Origin of the sequence: Polycladidibacter stylochi, from assembly GCF_001562055.1 — a bacterium.
GTDB classification, from domain to species: domain Bacteria; phylum Pseudomonadota; class Alphaproteobacteria; order Rhizobiales; family Stappiaceae; genus Pseudovibrio; species Pseudovibrio stylochi.
The window spans coordinates 228,319-246,416 of the sequence record NZ_LLWE01000014.1 but is presented as its reverse complement, the minus strand read 5'-3'; the positions used below and the strand labels follow the sequence as shown (position 1 = coordinate 246,416).

Annotated in this window: 19 protein-coding genes; 10 read left to right on the top strand and 9 right to left on the bottom strand. The window is 46.2% G+C overall.

Annotated features, from left to right (window positions below):
• Positions 1-7: 7 nt before the first annotated feature.
• The gene (locus AYK67_RS03100; protein WP_068082143.1) at positions 8-787 is read right to left on the bottom strand and encodes an ABC transporter substrate-binding protein; all 780 of its coding nucleotides are present in this window, start codon (positions 785-787) and stop codon (positions 8-10) included.
• Between the two features lie 477 nt (positions 788-1,264).
• Positions 1,265-2,041: a transporter substrate-binding domain-containing protein gene (locus tag AYK67_RS03095; protein WP_068082140.1), complete on the bottom strand. Its 777-nt coding sequence runs from the start codon at positions 2,039-2,041 to the stop codon at positions 1,265-1,267.
• A 209-nt stretch (positions 2,042-2,250) separates the two neighbouring features.
• On the opposite strand from AYK67_RS03095, the gene AYK67_RS17055 reads away from it, so the two are divergent.
• Entirely contained in the window at positions 2,251-2,421 is a 171-nt protein-coding gene (locus AYK67_RS17055) for a hypothetical protein (RefSeq protein ID WP_162265072.1), read from the top strand.
• Between the two features lie 42 nt (positions 2,422-2,463).
• Here the strand turns inward: AYK67_RS17055 and AYK67_RS03090 are convergent, their stop codons facing one another.
• The 4 genes from AYK67_RS03090 to AYK67_RS03075 all read right to left on the bottom strand — a co-directional run bounded on the left by AYK67_RS03090 (position 2,464) and on the right by AYK67_RS03075 (position 7,271).
• A complete protein-coding gene (locus AYK67_RS03090; RefSeq protein WP_082735605.1) occupies positions 2,464-3,711 on the bottom strand; it encodes a molybdopterin molybdotransferase MoeA in 1,248 nt (415 codons plus the stop codon).
• A 5-nt stretch (positions 3,712-3,716) separates the two neighbouring features.
• Positions 3,717-4,421, bottom strand: a complete 705-nt coding sequence (gene mobA, locus AYK67_RS03085; protein WP_068082138.1) for a molybdenum cofactor guanylyltransferase MobA — start codon at positions 4,419-4,421, stop codon at positions 3,717-3,719.
• A gap of 284 nt (positions 4,422-4,705) precedes the next feature.
• Positions 4,706-5,161 (bottom strand): BLUF domain-containing protein, encoded by a 456-nt coding sequence (locus AYK67_RS03080; RefSeq protein WP_068082136.1) that lies wholly within the window; start codon positions 5,159-5,161, stop codon positions 4,706-4,708.
• Positions 5,162-5,330: 169 nt separating this feature from the next.
• A complete protein-coding gene (locus AYK67_RS03075; protein WP_068082238.1) occupies positions 5,331-7,271 on the bottom strand; it encodes a bifunctional 2',3'-cyclic-nucleotide 2'-phosphodiesterase/3'-nucleotidase in 1,941 nt (646 codons plus the stop codon).
• A gap of 550 nt (positions 7,272-7,821) precedes the next feature.
• Here AYK67_RS03075 and AYK67_RS03070 point away from each other — a divergent pair.
• The 8 genes from AYK67_RS03070 to AYK67_RS17655 all read left to right on the top strand — a co-directional run bounded on the left by AYK67_RS03070 (position 7,822) and on the right by AYK67_RS17655 (position 14,221).
• The gene (locus AYK67_RS03070; protein WP_068082134.1) at positions 7,822-8,514 is read left to right on the top strand and encodes a DUF7424 family protein; all 693 of its coding nucleotides are present in this window, start codon (positions 7,822-7,824) and stop codon (positions 8,512-8,514) included.
• A 366-nt stretch (positions 8,515-8,880) separates the two neighbouring features.
• Positions 8,881-9,621 (top strand): hypothetical protein, encoded by a 741-nt coding sequence (locus AYK67_RS03065; RefSeq protein WP_068082131.1) that lies wholly within the window; start codon positions 8,881-8,883, stop codon positions 9,619-9,621.
• 123 nt (positions 9,622-9,744) lie between these two features.
• Positions 9,745-10,452: a hypothetical protein gene (locus AYK67_RS03060; RefSeq protein WP_068082128.1), complete on the top strand. Its 708-nt coding sequence runs from the start codon at positions 9,745-9,747 to the stop codon at positions 10,450-10,452.
• A 99-nt stretch (positions 10,453-10,551) separates the two neighbouring features.
• Positions 10,552-11,730, top strand: a complete 1,179-nt coding sequence (locus tag AYK67_RS03055) for an Mrp/NBP35 family ATP-binding protein (RefSeq protein WP_068082236.1) — start codon at positions 10,552-10,554, stop codon at positions 11,728-11,730.
• Positions 11,731-12,082: 352 nt separating this feature from the next.
• Positions 12,083-13,015, top strand: a complete 933-nt coding sequence (locus AYK67_RS03050) for a DMT family transporter (protein ID WP_068082125.1) — start codon at positions 12,083-12,085, stop codon at positions 13,013-13,015.
• A gap of 20 nt (positions 13,016-13,035) precedes the next feature.
• Positions 13,036-13,176 carry a hypothetical protein gene (locus tag AYK67_RS17050; RefSeq protein WP_156453028.1) on the top strand — a complete coding sequence of 47 codons (141 nt, stop codon included), beginning with the start codon at positions 13,036-13,038 and terminating at the stop codon, positions 13,174-13,176.
• A gap of 270 nt (positions 13,177-13,446) precedes the next feature.
• Positions 13,447-13,599: a Flp family type IVb pilin gene (locus AYK67_RS16840; RefSeq protein ID WP_082735604.1), complete on the top strand. Its 153-nt coding sequence runs from the start codon at positions 13,447-13,449 to the stop codon at positions 13,597-13,599.
• A gap of 436 nt (positions 13,600-14,035) precedes the next feature.
• Positions 14,036-14,221 carry a Flp family type IVb pilin gene (locus tag AYK67_RS17655; RefSeq protein WP_068082122.1) on the top strand — a complete coding sequence of 62 codons (186 nt, stop codon included), beginning with the start codon at positions 14,036-14,038 and terminating at the stop codon, positions 14,219-14,221.
• A gap of 57 nt (positions 14,222-14,278) precedes the next feature.
• Here AYK67_RS17655 and moaA read toward each other — a convergent pair whose 3' ends face one another.
• Positions 14,279-15,313, bottom strand: coding sequence for a GTP 3',8-cyclase MoaA (moaA, locus tag AYK67_RS03040; RefSeq protein WP_068082119.1), 1,035 nt, complete (start codon positions 15,311-15,313; stop codon positions 14,279-14,281).
• Positions 15,314-15,603: 290 nt separating this feature from the next.
• Here moaA and AYK67_RS03035 point away from each other — a divergent pair, with 290 nt between their 5' ends.
• Positions 15,604-15,990: a gamma-butyrobetaine hydroxylase family protein gene (locus tag AYK67_RS03035; RefSeq protein WP_244266868.1), complete on the top strand. Its 387-nt coding sequence runs from the start codon at positions 15,604-15,606 to the stop codon at positions 15,988-15,990.
• A 7-nt stretch (positions 15,991-15,997) separates the two neighbouring features.
• Here the strand turns inward: AYK67_RS03035 and AYK67_RS03030 are convergent, their stop codons facing one another.
• Both AYK67_RS03030 and AYK67_RS03025 read right to left on the bottom strand, forming a co-directional pair.
• Positions 15,998-16,543 (bottom strand): GNAT family N-acetyltransferase, encoded by a 546-nt coding sequence (locus AYK67_RS03030; protein WP_068082117.1) that lies wholly within the window; start codon positions 16,541-16,543, stop codon positions 15,998-16,000.
• Positions 16,544-16,593: 50 nt separating this feature from the next.
• Entirely contained in the window at positions 16,594-17,913 is a 1,320-nt protein-coding gene (locus AYK67_RS03025) for a UDP-glucose dehydrogenase family protein (RefSeq protein WP_068082114.1), read from the bottom strand.
• Positions 17,914-18,098: the final 185 nt, after the last annotated feature.

Below are 18,098 nucleotides of genomic sequence, written 5' to 3'. Positions count from 1 at the left end.
CTAACACTTAGTCGCCGTAAACGTCGAACTTGAAGTATTTATCGTTGATTTCCTTATACTTGCCATTTGCACGGATCGCTTTAATCGCCTTGGAGAACATGGCGGCAAGGTCCTCGTCTCCTTTACGTACCCCAATACCGGCACCTTCACCATGAATGGAAGGAACAGTTTTATAAGTACCGAGGATTTTACAGCAGGCACCTTTGTCGGAGTCGATCCACTCGGTCAAAACCATAATATCGTCATTAACACCGTCAACACGGCCGGATTCAAGGTCCAACTTATAATCTTCAGAGGTTGGGTATAGGCGAACATCGGAATCTACGAATGTTTGTTCCGCATAAATAGCATGGGTGGTCGATGACTGGGCACCAATCACACGGTCTTTCAAATCCGCAGGCGTAACACCTGTTAGGTCCGTGTCTTTGCGTACGGCCAAAGCTGGTGGTGTATTATAATACTTTTCAGAAAAGCTGATCTTCTGGCGACGTTCATCGGTAATCGACATAGAGGCGATAATGGTATCGAACTTACCTGCCACGAGACCTGGAATAATACCATCCCACTCTTGAGTGACCCATTCACATTCAACTTTCATCTCGTCGCACAAGGCTTGACCAATTTCAACATCAAAGCCGGTCAATTTGCCGGAGGCATCAACATAGTTGAATGGAGGGTAGGCACCCTCTGTGCCCATGCGGACCTTTTTCCATTCTTTTGCTTCAGCAACACCGGCAAGGGTTGCCAACGATAATGCAGCTACGGCCGCTAAACGCATAAATTTCATTTTAAGCCCTCTGTACTAACGCGAAGTGCTTGGCGCACTCTCATTTGTCACATTTCGTCATTTTTTATTATTATTGGTTCATTGAGAACCTATTTAACGGATTATTTGCATTATGGCACGTCAAAAACACTGTCAATAGGTACGATTAGGTGGCAATTAGCCGTAGGTTGGGGGTAACTATTTAAAAAATTCAGAAATAGAGCACAATTCTTCCTGATATACCAATTAATTACCGAAAAAATACTTATTTAGGGTGAAGCGTTAAAAGGCGCAAAAGAATCCCACGCACGATTATTGCGCATAAGGGCACGATTTATTTTCATAGACGCGATAAAACAGAGCTATTGATAAGATTTAAAAATGGTGGGATCGGTGAGTGTATAGCTTTCCTGTCGTTGAATGGCGTATAAAAGCGAAGCGGCGCATAAAAAAAGGCAGCCACAGGGGCTGCCTTTACGCTTAGATTATAGGAGGAGATTATTCGCCGTACACATCAAAATCAAAGTATTTGTCGTTGATTTTCTTGTACTTACCATTTGCGCGAAGCTCCGCTACTGCTTTCGAGAACTGGTCTGCCAAGTCGGTATCTTCTTTACGTACACCAATACCGGCACCTTCCCCGTGAATCTCGGGAACGCTCTTGAAACCGGTCAAAACTTTGCAGCAAGCACCGTCTTTTGCTTTAACCCACTCGCTTAAGATCATGATATCATCAATAGCTGCATCAATCCGGCCGGACTCAAGATCCAGCTTATATTCATCGGCAGATGTATAAAGCTTGATTGTTGAGTCGGGGAACATGGTTTCAGCATATATGGAGTGGGTGGTAGAAGCTTGCGCACCGATGGTTTTTCCTGCTAGAGCCTCAGGTGTAGCCTCTGTCAAATCGCTGTCCTTAGGGATCGCGATACCCGACGGTGTTTGGTAGTATTTCTTAGAAAAACCAATAATTTGCTTACGTTCTTCGGTGATGGACATTGAGGCTAGAATAGCATCGTGCTTACCCGCCAACAGGCCCGGAATGAGGCCATCCCAGTCCTGCGCAATCCATGTACATTTGGCCTTCATCTGCTCACAAATGGCATTGCCCATATCAATGTCAAAGCCCGCCAGTTTGCCGTCTGCTGTTACATAGGCAAAGGGAGGGTACGCAGCTTCGGTGCCAATGCGAATTTCTTTCCATTCCTTGGCTTGTGCGCCGGTGAGAGTGCTAAGTGCAACAACGGCAACAGCGGCCAATTTTGCGATTTTCATTTTTTTGTCCTTTTGTGTAGCGCTCAGGCACCATGCATCAAGCCGGAGTTAACCATTTCAAGATGCCCATGAGGCCGAGCGAGCTCGTGCCGTATTCTTTCGGCTCAAAACTTCTGCCTGAACACATGAATGCTGTCAAACTAAGTTTTTAAATAAAATCTCAATAAGTAAAACATAGCACCTAGTTACATTATTTTAGAAATTACTAAATGATGAGTAAATTTAATTCAAATCGATTTTGGTCGATTGTGAGTAGCTCTACAAATAAAAGCTCTATCGAAAATGCGCTTGATAAGAATGCGGGCAAAACGCAGTCTTTACTTAATACTATAAAAACTCAAAACGGTAAAAAGGCTGCAGTGAATGCGGCAGCCAAATAATATTGCTAATTCTCTTATTTAAAGGGGCGGCAAAGCGCTTGCTTAACCGCAAAGTCCCACCTCGGAAAAGCTGATGTAGGGCAGTAAGTCGCCTTCGCGTACAGCGCTCAACTCTTCGTCTAAAATGGCAATCCCGTCGGCAAAGGCGAGGGAGGAGAGTAGGGCAGAGCCATCGCCCTTGAACTTCTTGAGCTGCAATTGGCCATCGGCTGCTGTAACGGTGCGCACCCGAATAAACTCGCGCCGGCCCTGCTTGCGTTTGCCAATCGAAAATTGTGCGGGCAGCAAGCTGGGGCAGGGTAATTGAAAGGCCATTCCGCAACGGGCAGATATTAATGGACGGGCATAATTAATAAAGCTGATCAGGGCGGCAACAGGGTTGCCGGGCAATCCCATAAACAGGCAATTTCCAATTTCACCCATCATCAGCGGGCGGCCCGGCTTAATGGCCAGTTGCCAAAACCGTGCTTGCCCGAGTTCTTTAAGAACTTGCCCCACATAATCGGCCTTGCCGTGTCCGGCGCCACCAGAGGTGAGTAGGAAATCACAGTCTTTACTGGCCTGCTGTAAGCGAGAGCGCACCACATCCAAATCATCTGGCAAAATACCCAAATCAACAATATCCACGGGCAAAGAGCGTAGCGCCCCTTTGAGTAGATAGCGATTGGCATCATAAATCTTGCCCGTCCCAGCCTCAGCGCCGGGCAAAACGAGTTCATCGCCGGTTGAAAAAACACCAACGCGCAGTTTTTTGAAAACGTCAATCGTCTCATGGCCACTGGCGGCATATATGGCAACTTCAGGTGCCCGCAAAAAACGCCCCTTGGGCACCACCACATCGCCAAGCGCCATATCTTCAGCGCGGCGGCGGATATTGGCACCAACCGATACCCCCTCAGGGATCACGACGGTTTCACGTCCCTCTAAACTCTCAATCTGGCATTCTTCTTGGAGGCAAACAAATTCCGCGCCAGCAGGTACGGGTGCACCGGTAAAAATGCGCATGGCTTCACCGGTGTTCAAAGTCAGCTTGCGCCCGTCACCGGCAAAAATCTCGTCAACAATAGGAAAACGTGTTTGCGAAGTATCGCTGCCGCGGGCGATGACAAACCCGTCCATAGCCGAGTTGTCACAGGGCGGCACATCACGCGCGGCAAGAAAGTCATGTGCAGCCACCCGGCAAAATGCTAGATCAAGCGGCACTTGCTCCACATTCAATTGACAACTTGCATAGTTTTCTATCTGCGAAATTGCTTCATGGTGCGAAATAGTGCTGCCAGTGGGGGCCATAAGGGTTATTCCATTTTTGCTTCATACGCACTCAAGGCTTCATCAACCATAAGTGCTAAGTCCAAATCATCAGGTTGATTGATATTGAAAAACGGATCCATTTCCAAGCCATTTATGAAAACACCGGTAAAATGCACTATGGCCGGATCGTATTGTTCGGTGAATGCCATCAGTTTGCGTTTTCCTGATAAAAGATAGTCTTTAAGGGCAGGGCGCAAATGCATCGGCCAAAGTGCCATGGTCGGGTGTTCACGCTCGTTCGAGGCACAAACGCTCAACCGCGGCTTTGTATCACTGGCACTGTACTTTAGCAGTTGCCCCACTAAATCTCTTGGGAAAAACGGGGTATCTGTAGCGACGCTGAGCAAATACTGTGCGCTCGGATCGTTCGTCGCCACATACTCCATAGCGCTTAAAATCCCCACCAACGGCCCCAGCTGACCGGGCAATTGATCCTCAATTAATGGAATGCCAAGACTGCGGTGAATATCAGCGGGGTTGTTCACGCTCAAAACCACCCCTTTCACCTGTGGTGCCAGGCGCTCGAAAACCCGTTTGAGTAAAGGGCTACCATTTAGCAAAACCTGCGCTTTATCGCGATAATGCATACGCCGTGATTGCCCCCCGCAAAGAATACAACCATAAACAACGGGCTTAAGAGCAGCCTCAAAATTGTCTTGGGGGGTGTCTACCAGCTGACCATCAGGCATATTTCATTCCCTTAAATATTCCGGCCAAACTCGAATGCCCTGCATAAAAAGGCATTTGTGGCCACATGTACTGGCTCTTTTGCGCTCATTCTCTAAAGGCAAGCGAGGAGATTATGAACCAATGGTCAATTTTTGCTCTAATAGCAAGAGCCCAAATTTCTTATATTAAAACAATAATCTAATACAAATAACCGCTACATTTTATAGGTATTTTACCAATGGAAACTTTATCAGTATACCCAATTACTTGCCGCATTTACGCCATAGCTGCACCATCATATTGCCTAGATTAAGGCATGGCGTTCTGTGAACAAAAATTGCTCCATTTGTAACGAGAGCAAGGTAAAAGCCTCTTTGAGATCATCACCATGCACGTTTGTTGACGACTCAGCCAACGGCCAGTAACTGGGCGCAAGGTTACACCGCGCGCTCTCGCGTAAATCGCAAAGCTGTAATGGCTGGTGGGCAAATAGCCGAAAAGCCTTGTCCTCACGTGCAACGACCCGTAATTGGCTGATTCGCTTATCGCCTAGCGCATGCCCGAATAAATGCTGAACATGACCAAACGGCCCCTCCAGCAGCATGTACACCATTTCATCGGCCAAAAAGCACGCCCCGGTTAAATCCAGTTCACTATAGGCCTGTTGCAGCTGTGCGCGAATGGCCTCCAGCTTATCGTCTATTGAATAATGCAGCGCCGGCCAGTGCAGGCGGGCTGCAAGAAACATTTGTGTGGTCATAGCTTTCTCCATTGCTGGCATTACTATGACCATCAGCTCTCAGCAGTTTCTAAACGCATCCGTTAAAACCTGAAGTTATTCACTCAAGGTAAACTAGGGTATTTTTAACATTGAAATAAAAGCGGAGCCAATTGGCCCCGCTCACAGTTTCAAATCGTCTAGCTAGAAATTAAAGAGCAATTCGATAGGCGGCAAAGCCGTCTTTGCCGTCACCTGCTTCTTCAATGTCCACGCCCTTCACGTCCTTCATGTATTTCTTGCCAGCAGGGCCGGTCTCAAACAACACGCTGGTGTTGGCAAGTTTTTTGAAGTGCCAATTGGCATCGGCAGAAGGGTTAATTGTGCCTTGCTCAACGATATAGCGCACAATCACATCGCGGTTGGTGTCCGGAGCCACATAAACCACAACGTCGGAATTAATACCCGGGAACTTGCCGCCACCACCGGCACGGTAATTGTTGGTGGCCACAATAAAGTCCTGTTCAGGGTCAATTGGTTTGCCTTCGAATTGTAAATTAACAATGCGGTTGGCATCTTTGTTAATCAACTCACCCTTAGGGTCAAATTTGGAAGGCTGGCTTAAATCAATATCATAGCTAACCCCGTCCATAACATCAAAGTTATAGCTCGGGAACTTGTTGTTGATCAAAGGTTGGTCCGCAACACCCGGTTTGACTTGGTTGAAGATACCGGCAGAGCGTTCCAGCCACTCTTTCACGTCTTTGCCCTTGATCTTCACAGCACGTACTGTGTTGGGGTAAAGGTAAAGGTCCGCAACGTTCTTAATGGCAATGGCACCTTTTGCCACATCGGTGTAATAGTCCGGTCCACCGCGACCTCCGGCTTTAAATGGTGCCGCGGCAGAAAGCACAGGCAAGTCGGCATATTCGCCGCCTTTCAGCATGTCTTTAATATACCAAGTCTGTGCTTTTGAGACGATTTGCACCGATGGATCATCAGCAACAAGTGCGAAATATGAATACAGCGGAGCCGAGGTTTCGCCAACCGGACGGCGGATATAGGCCAGTGTGGCTTTGTGGTCTTCAGCCACTGCAGCTTCCACTTTTAGATCACTCTCAACCAATGGAATTTTCTTGCGGCCATCCTTTTTATAAATGGCAGGCACTTCGGTAGAGAAGCTGGCAATTTTCCAACCGTTATTGCCATCACGCTCAACCATCAGGTCAATCACACCAAGGTTAGAGCCCCAAAAACCACCCATGGCAGCAGGCTTGCCGTGCAGTGTGCCTTTGGCAACGTCAACGCCTTCTATACCGGCAAATGCAGGACCGGGGAACACAAGGTGTTGGTGACCGGTGAACAGCGCATCAATGCCATCAACGGCTGCCAGTTGTAGCGAGGCGTTTTCCATGCCCTCCACATGGTTGCCGCCGGTAATACCGGAGTGTGAAAGAGCAACAACAATATCGCAGCCTTCCTCTTTCATCACAGGCACCCAGGCCTTGGCCGCATCAACAATGTCACGGGCATTGACTTTGCCGGTGAGATGACGCGCGTCCCAATTCATGATCTGAGGCGGTACAAAGCCGATAAAGCCCACTTTAATAGGCGAAACCTTCCCACTACCATCTTTGATTTGCTTCTCGACAATCACGTAGGGCTTCAAGAATAAGCTATCCTTGCGTCCGTTACTACCTAACTGCCCTTTAACCAGGTTGGCACAAACAAACGGGAAGTTGGCACCATTTAAAACTTTGGCCATAAAATCAAGGCCGTAGTTGAATTCATGGTTGCCAAGGGTTGCCGCATCAAAGCCAAGCACATTCATGCCTTTAATAACAGGGTGTACATCCCCATCATGCATGCCACGCTCATAGGCAATATAATCGCCCATTGGGTTGCCCTGCAAAAAGTCACCATTGTCAACCAGCATGGTGTTGGTGGCTTTTGAGCGGATACGGTTGATGATGCTGGCAGTGCGCGCCAAACCGGCCGTATCGACTGGTCGATCCGAGTAATAATCGTAGGGCATGACATGCACATGCAAATCGGTTGTTTCCATAAGGCGTAAATGCGCTTTGTTTTCAGAGGCAAGTACGGAATAAGGATGCATAAGCGTAGCGGCACCGCTGGCGGCAAGGCCACCCATAAAGCTGCGGCGTGATAGGAGTAAAGAAGTCAAAACAGCCTCCCATGAATATGGTGTACTATGCGCTATTTGGTAAATATTTAGCGCTTTGGACAAAATAAAACTCTACGTGATGAGTCTTTTATTTTATCGCTGAAAAATATTGCAAGTTTGTGATGATTTTTCAAGAGAAGTAATTTTTTGTAAAATAACGATGACTACCCAATGAAGCGGCTGCAAAGTGACTATCGGTTTAAGAAAGAAATTGGTCGCATTTAATTAAAATATCCCCGCTCATTTTCAATGAAATTCAATATTAATACTTTTGTTCAGTAGGTGAAAATCAAAGTACAACCATAAATTGTGCAAAAGAACAAAATCTACTTTAATTGTACTATAAAGATTATAGGGTGAACTGCCTTTAAAAATTATAGTTATTAAATGTAGATAGGAGCGTATTTAGCATTAGAAATATTCACTTATATAGTATTCTAATGGTTATCTGTATAATCGATTTCTATATTTACCTATAGTTAAAGGATTTATCATTTATCCCGCAGGAGTTTAGGGAATGAAACTTTTAAAATTTGCTGTTGTGCCACTCTTATTGTTTACCGCTGCCTGTGACTACGAGGCGAAGGTAGAGTTATATGCTGGTGATGTTTTTGAAGTAAACAGCGATAAGCCACTCACAGTGCCTGTAGAATTGCGCGGCGAAGGTACATTCAACAAAGATAAGTGCGGTGAATTACAATCCAAAGCTGAATCAGTGCTGACTAAGTTTTTCGAGGATGTGACCTACAAGTCTTGTGGTAAAGGCTCGGGTATGGACTCGCAAATCACCTTCATGGCCAAGATCCCATTATTGAGCGCCAGTGACGTGAAAGTAGCGACAGAGATGTCCTTTAAAAATCCTCTTGCTGTTGTGGTCGCTGCAACAAGTAACGAAAACCAGCGTGTGCTTGTTTTCAGAAGAGGTGCAAACTACGATCGGTTTGCGAAAAAGCTTGACGATATTATCAACGGTTCCGACTTGGCAGAAAAAGGCGGCATTGTATCCTTCGAGCTGCAAAATGACCTGCGTTCACCTGTCGTTTACAAGGCCCTGTCTTCATTCGTAAATGGTGAAGCCGTTGGTAACCTAACCGATAAAAAAATTGAGTTGGATAGAAGGCAAAGTGTTGCTGTACGTATGACAGACGCCTCTTCAAAATTCCTGGTCGAAAATGGTTGGGAAGTTCTCGGCGATCTGACGCAGAAGTAAATCTGAGACAAAAATATAAATAATGCCCCTCTTCGATACAGTATTGAAGAGGGGAGCTTATGATGTGACCACAAGCACCCGTTTATCCACTTAATAGTTTAATAATACAGCCTAATTAGAGCAGTTTTCTGTGCCGCTCTCCTCGATTTGCCTACGCAAAGCGCTGTTGTCCCAGGCTTTATCTGTGTGCACATCCGGCACTCGGGCAACTTTTTCAGTAACAGTTTTGCTGCAGAGCAATCAGCTACAAATGGGGGATTACCGTGAAAGTTATGCTTCTAAGCTAAGCACACAACTTTTAGTTTGCATAAGAATTATACTTCTAATAAGAAATGATTAAAATTATAATCTGGAGAAGTGGTACTTATGCAAGATCTTAGAAAAATAATAAATTCTTTTATGATTGTATTAAAGAGGCAGTCAAAAGCATTTTATTTTATAGTTGCTGGTATTTGTTCACTAGGTTTTTTGTCGGAAATTATGTTCTATGATGCAGAATTGCAGGCTATTTTTACTGTATATCCTATTATTCTGTATATTTTATTTTCTACTTTATTGATGATAACGGCTGCCTATTATTTAATGCGAGAGGTTTCCGGTGAAAAAATATCAAGCATTGCTGGTTACTTACTATGTCTCGGAAAAGTAATTTTGGCACATTTGCTAATCGCACTCATAAGTACTGCTATCATGTTTATTCTGATGCAGGCATTAGGGCCAATGCAGTCCATCCCGCCAATGTTGTACCTCGTATTTTTTTGTGTCACTATAATTATTGGTGCATATTTGCTCAGAGTAGCATTACTGCTGCCTAGCTACTTTACAAAAGGCAACTGTTCCATACAACTTGCTTTAATGGCGAGCGAGAAGATAAAGCCAGTATTCTTCATGTTCTCTGCAATTTGTTTATTGGCAGCCAAATTCAGTGATTTCGTTTTTGAAGCTATCTGGACACGTATTCCAGCTGGTCCGTTATCAAAGATGTTGTTCAAAGGCTTGTCATTTTCGATTGACATAATGGCATTGGCAGCATGCATCATTTTCCTGCAAGCGTGTTTTGAATATGTGCAGGAGAACTTTCAAAAACTGCAGGAAAATGCCGAATAACTAATTAAATAAGCGATGAGAAGAGCGGTTTAAGGACTATCCCGATGGTTTTCTTTAAACACAACTATTGCGTGTAAGTAGAAGTTGCCATAAAAATCAGCACCACATAATATTGGGGCTCCTATGGCTTTACGCACCTATTGTCTTTATCGCGATAATCTAAAAAAAATAACGCCGCTTCTCTGGTCGCTCACGCTGCTTGCCATGGGCCTGGATTATTGGGGCGAAAAACTGCCGGAAAGCGATGTGATGTTGCTGCCTATCTCGGTTGCAAGCTTACTGCTTTCCCTATCACTTTTTATAGTATGGCAGCAAAAATTGGCAGGCGATCGGCTCTCTGTAAATGCGCTCGTCAAAGCCATGGGCAGCTTTATTGGTATTTTTATAAGAGAGGGCACAAAAGCCCTTATCTATTCCTATCTAATCATGGTAGTCATGACTTTCCTACTCATAGAACTCGGGAATTTATTCCCCACTGTTTCTGTGCTGCAAACGCCGTTGTTTTTTGTATTGCTAACCTTACTCACCTTATTTTATGTGAGTGTGCACATTCGCCTCTTTCTGGCCTTTCCGCACTACGTTCATACCAAACGCAAGAAACTGCAACTCACATGGCTTGCTGCAAAAAAAGTGAGGCGACAAAGCAACATCGCAGCGATTATAAGTCTTGCCTATATTATAGTGTCCTTGGCAATGGCCTCGTTGCTCACTCAGCAAGTCGCGCACTTGTATCTTACCGTTTGCTTTGTCCCGCTCTATTGTTATTGGCAGTTGACGCTCAAAGTCCTATGGCAGCAATCAACCGCCATCCAAACCGCCGCTTTTGAATAGGCAAATGTGCATTTCCACGCCACAAACAGCTGAACTTGCCCCGCCAATGTGCTAGGCAGGGAGGAATGCATATTTTAAAAGGGTCAGGTCGTGATAAACTTGTTTAAAGGGCATAAAAAAAACTCCTCCCAACAAGAACCCCTCACACAAGCGCGGGTGCTTGAAGTCTTGAAGCAGGTCAAGGGTCCGCAAAAACAAGGCAATATTGTTGACTTGGGCTTGGTGAAAGACCTGCTTATTACGGATAATAAGGTCATTTTTTCCATCGAAGTCCCGCAGGAATTGGCCCCCCAGCTGGAAGGAATGCGTGCCGCTGCCGAAAAGGTTGTTTCAGTGCTGCCAGGTGCCGGGCAAGTACTGGTTGCATTAACGGCGCAAGCGCAAAAGGGTCAATCGCCGGTAAAGCCGCCAATGCCGTCAAAACCAAAAGCTGCCGCCCCCGCAGCCCCGCGTCAAAGTAAAGATGCGCTCGCAATCCCGGGTGTGCGCCATATCATCGCCGTTGCGTCGGGTAAGGGCGGGGTGGGTAAGTCCACCACTTCGGTCAATATGGCATTGGCATTAAGTGCGCAGGGTTTGAAAGTCGGTATATTGGATGCCGATATCTACGGCCCGTCACTACCAAAACTAATGGGCGTGAGCGGTTCACCCACAGTGGGTGAGAATAACATCATAAACCCGCACGAAGCCCATGGCATCAAGCTCATGTCCATCGGCTTTCTGGTCGATGATAGCGCGGCCATGATCTGGCGTGGCCCTATGATAACCTCGGCATTAAACCAGATGCTGCGCGAAGTGGCTTGGGGCGAATTGGATGTGCTAATTATCGACATGCCCCCGGGCACAGGCGATGTACAACTGACCATGGCGCAACGGGTGCCGCTGAGCGGGGCGATTGTGGTTTCCACACCGCAAGACTTGGCCTTGATCGATGCCCGCCGCGCCATCGCCATGTTCGAAAAAACGGGCATAAAAATCCTCGGGGTGGTGGAGAATATGTCCCACTTCGTTTGCCCATCATGTGGTGAGCGTCACGACATCTTCGCAACGGGCGGCGCGAAAGAGGAAGCCGACAAGCAGGCGGTTCCGTTCTTGGGCGAGGTGCCGCTTTCCATGAAGCTGCGTGAATATTCCGATGCCGGCACGCCTGTGCTGGTGGCAAACCCGAAAGCACCAGAGGCGGTGAGCTATAATGCAATTGCACGCCAGTTGCAGCCCATGTTGGCCATGAGTAAAGACCAGCTGGCCCGGCCCGCGCCAAAAATCATCTTCGAATAATTGTTGGCAACCATCGGGCTCACAGTCTCCATAGCTGCACAAGCTAAGAAACTGTGAGCCTCAACGCACAATCTTCAACCGCTTTGCACCACCTGTTCATCACTTTTGCATCACGTTCTAATCACATTTGCACACTTTAACGCCGAACCTGTGCATGTATGCCTACTTTTACTAATACCATGATATTTCACGGTAAATAGCGCTATCGTGGCAACTTGTCACCTCACACCTAAAACAAAACATCGCTATATATAACTTGTAAAAATCATAAAGGAGCTACGCTCCGAAACTCTGGCGTAGCCCCGAAGACGAATTGAAGTAATCGCTCTATTCATCTCTTGGAGACAAAAAGATGTTCGCCCGGGAAAATGGCCGCGCTATTGTGGCCATGCTGCTTTCTACAGCCTTTTTCATGTTCAATGATGCAACATTAAAATATACAGCGCAATCAATGCCTTTAGGGCAGGTTATATTCCTGCGTGGCCTGATAACCACGTCCATAATGGGCTTGATTTGTCTGTATCTGGGTGATTTTAAAATTGGCCGCAAGCTGCTGCATCCGGTCATTTTGGCGCGCTCTATTCTCGAGGTCATCGGCTCGCTTATGTACCTGACAGCACTCACACAAATGCCGATCGCCAATGCCACCGCCATGCTTCAGGCCATGCCGCTCATGGTAACAGCAGGTGCCGCCCTAGTTTATGGCGAGCAGGTGGGCTGGCGGCGCTGGTCTGCAATTTTTGTGGGTTTTCTAGGGGTTATGCTTATTATCCGCCCCGGTATGCAAGGCTTTGATGCCTGGGCATTGCTTGCGCTCGGTGCTGTTTTCTTCATGGCCCTGCGTGATTTGGTAACCCGTTCCATGCCCAAAGGTCTGCCATCTACCGCTGTGTGTTTTGTGGTTTGCTTGGCTGTAACGCTAATGGGTTGGGGTTTGGGCCTTAAAGAACAATGGGTCAGTGTGAGCCAAAGCCACGCTTACCCGATGGGGGCTTTATCCCTGTTCTTAATTGGGGCGTATTTCTTTGCCATATTGGCCACAAGAACAGGCGATATGTGTGCAGTAGCCCCCATGCGCTACACCGGTCTCATATGGGCCACAGGCATTGGTGTTGTTGTTTGGGGCACCAAACCAGATTGGCTTACCGGCATTGGAATGCTCGTCGTTGTTAGCTCTGGCCTCTATATGGTTTACCGCGAGCACAAACGTAAAAACGAACAACCTTCTGAAATTACTATCAAAACAACTCAAGCAAACGACCTGCTAATTGGCGTTGCCAAATAAAAAAACAGAAAGCAAGGCAAATGTACAACCTCTACGAAAAGCAAGATACCAACAATCAGGCTCTTGGCGGTCACTATCAATATATGCTCATTGCCCGCCATCAACGCTCCCGCGCAGCCATAAATATGTTCAAGCGAATCTTTACGAACTGTAAGAAGTGATAGGAATCACATAATGGCGCTTTAAAGGTGAATTGTTAGATATTATTCATCTTTTGGCGGTTATACACAGTTTCTCTTAGGAAGCTAATTGGAATAATGGCAATAAAATATCCAATAATTACAAATAGATAAGAATATGTTCCCTAAATGGGCCTGATTACAGCTTAATTACGAATATTAAGCGGTAATCGGGCCCTTGCGTTAACTGCATATTGGTTGCTTTATGTGTGCCTAGTGCAACTTATAGTTCCGACGTCAATAGGGTTAAAAATGCTTAAAAAGTTTCGTAAGGATAAATCGGCAGCAACGGCAGTTGAATACGCATTGATTGCGGCGATTATGGCAACAATTCTTATCGCCATTTTCGCAACATTAAAAACCGACATTACGGCCAGTTTCAGCCCATTTGTGAGCGCCATGTAACAAAGAGGGTGTTAGCTTAACTCCTGCCAAATAATGTTCTGTCACCAGCCGCATTGGTTTCTGCTCTCCAGTAAAACAAGTAATTCCAAGGTTAGGTACTTGGTGGAATCAATAAAAGCTAGTGGTTTCTAGGATAAAACATCGTTGGAAATATTTAAATCTAACACATGCATATATATTTTTACACATTTGCGACAATATTTAAAACTTTAATAAAATAGCAACCATAGTAAATATTGCTAAGTTACAACTACTTAATATATTTATGTAAAATACAATTATATATTTAGTAAATTGTAAATAATATCTAATATTTATTTTAGGTTACATCTTGCCACGCTGACTGTGCTGCGGTTTGCTCAAATCAACCCCAAGCAAAATAATCTGGGGGAGCCCTAAACTGGGCAACATGTTGGGTTCAACTGGAGACAAAGTTATGTTGAAGAAGTTTTTGCAAGACGAGTCTGGCGCCACCGCCATTGAATACGCTCTAATCGCCGGTGTAATGGGTGTTATTGTTCTGGCCGTATTTGGTTCATTACAAGGCCACATCCAAAAGGGTTTTGATTATATAGGGAAAATCATGGATGGCTCAACTAAGCCTACACCGCCTACAACATAAAATAAAGCCCGGCGTAAGCCGGGCTTCTCTTTACAAAATAAGCTCTTTCTAAGCTTCTTAGCCGCCCGTCATGCTCATATGCCGCCCAACAGATATCTGGGTTTGTTCGCGGTCAATCACAAAATCATGCCCCTTCGGCTTGTTGGCAATAGCGGTTGCAATCGCCGTATCCAGCGCAAACGGGCCCTCGCTATTGCGCAGCGCCGCACGTAAATCCACCTTGCCCTCTTGCCCGAGGCACATATAAAGCTGGCCCGTACAGGTCAGGCGCACGCGGTTACAATCCTCACAAAAATTATGGCTCATTGGGGTAATAAAGCCCAGCTTACCACCGGTTTCTTTCACAAGCATATAGCGCGCCGGCCCGCCGGTACGCTCGCTCAAATCCTCAAGGGTAAACTGCTCGCTTAAGGTTTGCCGCACTTGGCTAAGGGGCAAATACTGGTCAGCACGATCTCCGTCAATCTCGCCCATGGGCATGGTTTCAATCAAGGTGAGGCCGTATTCATGGCTATGACACCAGCGCAGCAAATCGGCAATTTCGCCATCATTAAAGCCTTTTACAGCTACAGCGTTGATTTTAATCTTTAATCCCGCTTTTTGTGCCGCTTCAATGCCGCGCATTACCTTGTTTAAATCCCCCCAGCGGGTGATGTGCTTGAACTTGTCAGCATCCAGAGTGTCTAACGAAACGTTAATGCGCCGGACACCGCAATCATACAATTCTTCGGCAAAACGGTGTAGCTGCGAGCCATTGGTGGTTATCGCCAGCTCACGCAATGCACCGCTTTCAAGGTGGCGCGACATACCGCGAATAAAGCCCATAATGTTCTTGCGAACCAATGGCTCACCGCCGGTAAGCCTGAGTTTATGAACCCCTTTTTCAATAAATGCAGTGCACAGCCGGTCAAGTTCTTCCAGTGTTAAAACTTCCGACTTTGGCAAAAAGCTCATATTCTCGGCCATGCAATAAACACAGCGAAAATCACAGCGATCCGTAACCGAAACCCGCAAATAGTTGATTGTGCGGCCAAAAGCGTCAACCAATCCGTTGTTGTTTGCTGGTGTAACGCTATGTGTGTTTGCAGGCATTCCATACTCCTGAACAACTATGGGCTGTATTTGCCACCAAGATCTTCAGCATTTATCACATCTGCAATAAATGCTGAAACAATCTAAAATATTTATTTTTCCAAAACCTATCACTTTTGCATAAATCTACAAGCACCCTGCGACATCCTGTCGGACATAACTAAGTATATACCCCTTATATAGGGCGGGCATAAGTATTTGTAGGCATCAAGGCTCAGTGGTTGAATAAGCTGTCAATATAGCTACAAACAGTGATGAAAAGAGCTGTCTAGCAAAAAGGAGCTGCATCAATGGCAACGCTACAAGCAATGGAAGATGAACAGGTTTGGCCAGCCGAAATCCGCCTGTTGGAAAACCGTAGGGCGCTGAAAATAAAATACAAAAATGATGAGGTGATTGAGCTCTCCGCAGAATATTTGCGCGTTTTTTCACCATCGGCCGAAGTGCAGGGCCACGCGCCAGACCAGCGTAAAACTCAGTATGGCAAACGCAATGTAGAAATTATCGATGTGAAACCCGTTGGTAATTATGCCATTAAACTGTTCTTCGACGATCTGCACGTCACCGGTATCTACACTTGGCAGTACCTGCATGAGCTACATAAAGAACACGAGCATAACTGGCATAACTACTTGCAAGAGCTGAATAAAAAAGGGCTCTCCCGCGATTTTTCTTAGGCTTTCATTACGTTCGCATATACAATGTTACGGGCGTGTCTTTGTATGTGGCCTGCTTATAGGCCACATAGCCCAAGCGGTTCGCCAGCCGGTTGGATGCGGCATTGTCATCATCCACCATACAAACACTCTTGGAAAACCCTAGCTTTGATGCTGCAAAATCCAGAACGGCACTCATTGCCTCGAAGGCATAGCCATTTCCGTGGTAATCGGGGTGGAGTATCCAGCCCGCCTCAGGCAATTGGTCAAAATCCCCACCCATATTGCGTTTGTAGGTAGAAACGCCAACCTCGCCAATGTAGCGCCCGTTTTCGCGCAGCTCAACGGCAAAACCACCAAAACCCATAAGCTGCCAATGGCCGGAATAACGCAGCAACCGCAGCCAACTCTCGGTCATTGTAGGGGGCGTACCGCTTATGTATTTATAAACGGCTTCTTCGCTCCACATTTCGTGTATAGCCAAGTAATCGTCTTTTGTATGCGCCCGTAAAATCAACCGCTCGGTTTCTAGCCTAGGGGCACTAACATATTCCTTTTCAAGCAAATCCAACATATTAAACTCCCGGTAAAAAAGGCCAGTACAAAAAGTACTGACCTGCTATCCTAGCTAATCTCTTGCTCCGGCCTTCCAACACATTTGTAACTAAACCCATGTTTTTCCAGCTCTTCCCGACGGTAAATATTGCGCAAATCCACCAGTACAGGTTGCGCCATTGTTTGCTTCAAACGCGAAAAATCCAGTGCGCGGAAGGCATTCCACTCGGTAACAATCACCAAGGCATGGGCACCTTCAGCAATAGAATAGGCATCATCACCAAAATGAACATTATCCATAAGTGTAGCGGCGCTCGGCATACCTTCGGGGTCAAAAGCATGAATATCCGCGCCAACATCTTGCAAAGCCTGAACAATCGAAAGGGCAGGGCTGTCGCGCATATCATCCGTATTGGGTTTGAAAGTCAGTCCCAAAATAGCAATTTTCTTACCGCGTACATCTCCGTTAAGGCTATCAATGACCTTCTTCGCCATGGAGCGTTTCCGCTGATCGTTCACAGCACATGTCGCTTCTATCAGGCGTATGGGCGAAGAATAATCTTGGGCAGTTTTCACCAATGCCAAAGTATCTTTGGGAAAGCATGAGCCGCCATAACCGGGGCCAGCATGCAAAAACTTGCTGCCAATACGGTTATCAAGGCCAATTCCCCGCGCCACATCTTGTACGTTCGCGCCAACGGCCTCGCTTAAATCCGCCAGTTCATTGATAAAAGTAATTTTCATCGCCAAAAATGCATTGGCAGCATACTTAATGAGCTCCGATGTCCGTCTGGCAGTAAACACAATAGGTGATTGGTTTAAATAGAGTGGCCGATAGACTTCAGTCATAACCTCTTGTGCGCGCTTGCTTTCCGTGCCCACAACAATGCGGTCTGGGCGCTTGAAGTCATCAATGGCAGCGCCTTCCCTTAAAAACTCGGGGTTGGAAACCACATCAAAGTCAGCGCTTTTGTTGGTTTCACGAATGATACGCGCCACTTCATCGCCAGTGCCAACTGGTACGGTCGATTTGGTTACAACAACAGTATAGCCCTGCAATGCAGCCGCAATTTCTTTAGAGGCCTCATAAACATAGCTTAAGTCCGCATGGCCATCGCCGCGCCGCGAGGGTGTGCCAACAGCAATAAACACAACGTCAGCTAGCGCAACAGAGCTGGCAAGGTCAGTTGTAAAGCTCAGCCTTCCAGCACTTGTGTTGTTTGCCACCAAGTCCTCAAGGCCGGGCTCAAAAATAGGAATAACGCCGTTATTCAACTTGGCTATTTTATCTTCTGCTTTATCAACGCAAATCACTTGGTGCCCAAAATCGGCAAAACATGCACCAGAAACGAGGCCCACATAACCGCTGCCAATTACTGTAATAATCATAGGTTTATCCTGTTATTGCTTCTGCCATAACTAAAATTCAAATATTAGTTTGCTAAAAAGCGTTCTCTCTTGGCGGCTAGCTTTTTGGCAAGTAATATGGGCATGTTCAAGGCATGCACGAACTTGCTGACACAATATCCACGTCTTGAAAAATAACAAGATCATTCTAGGTTAGGGAAAAGACT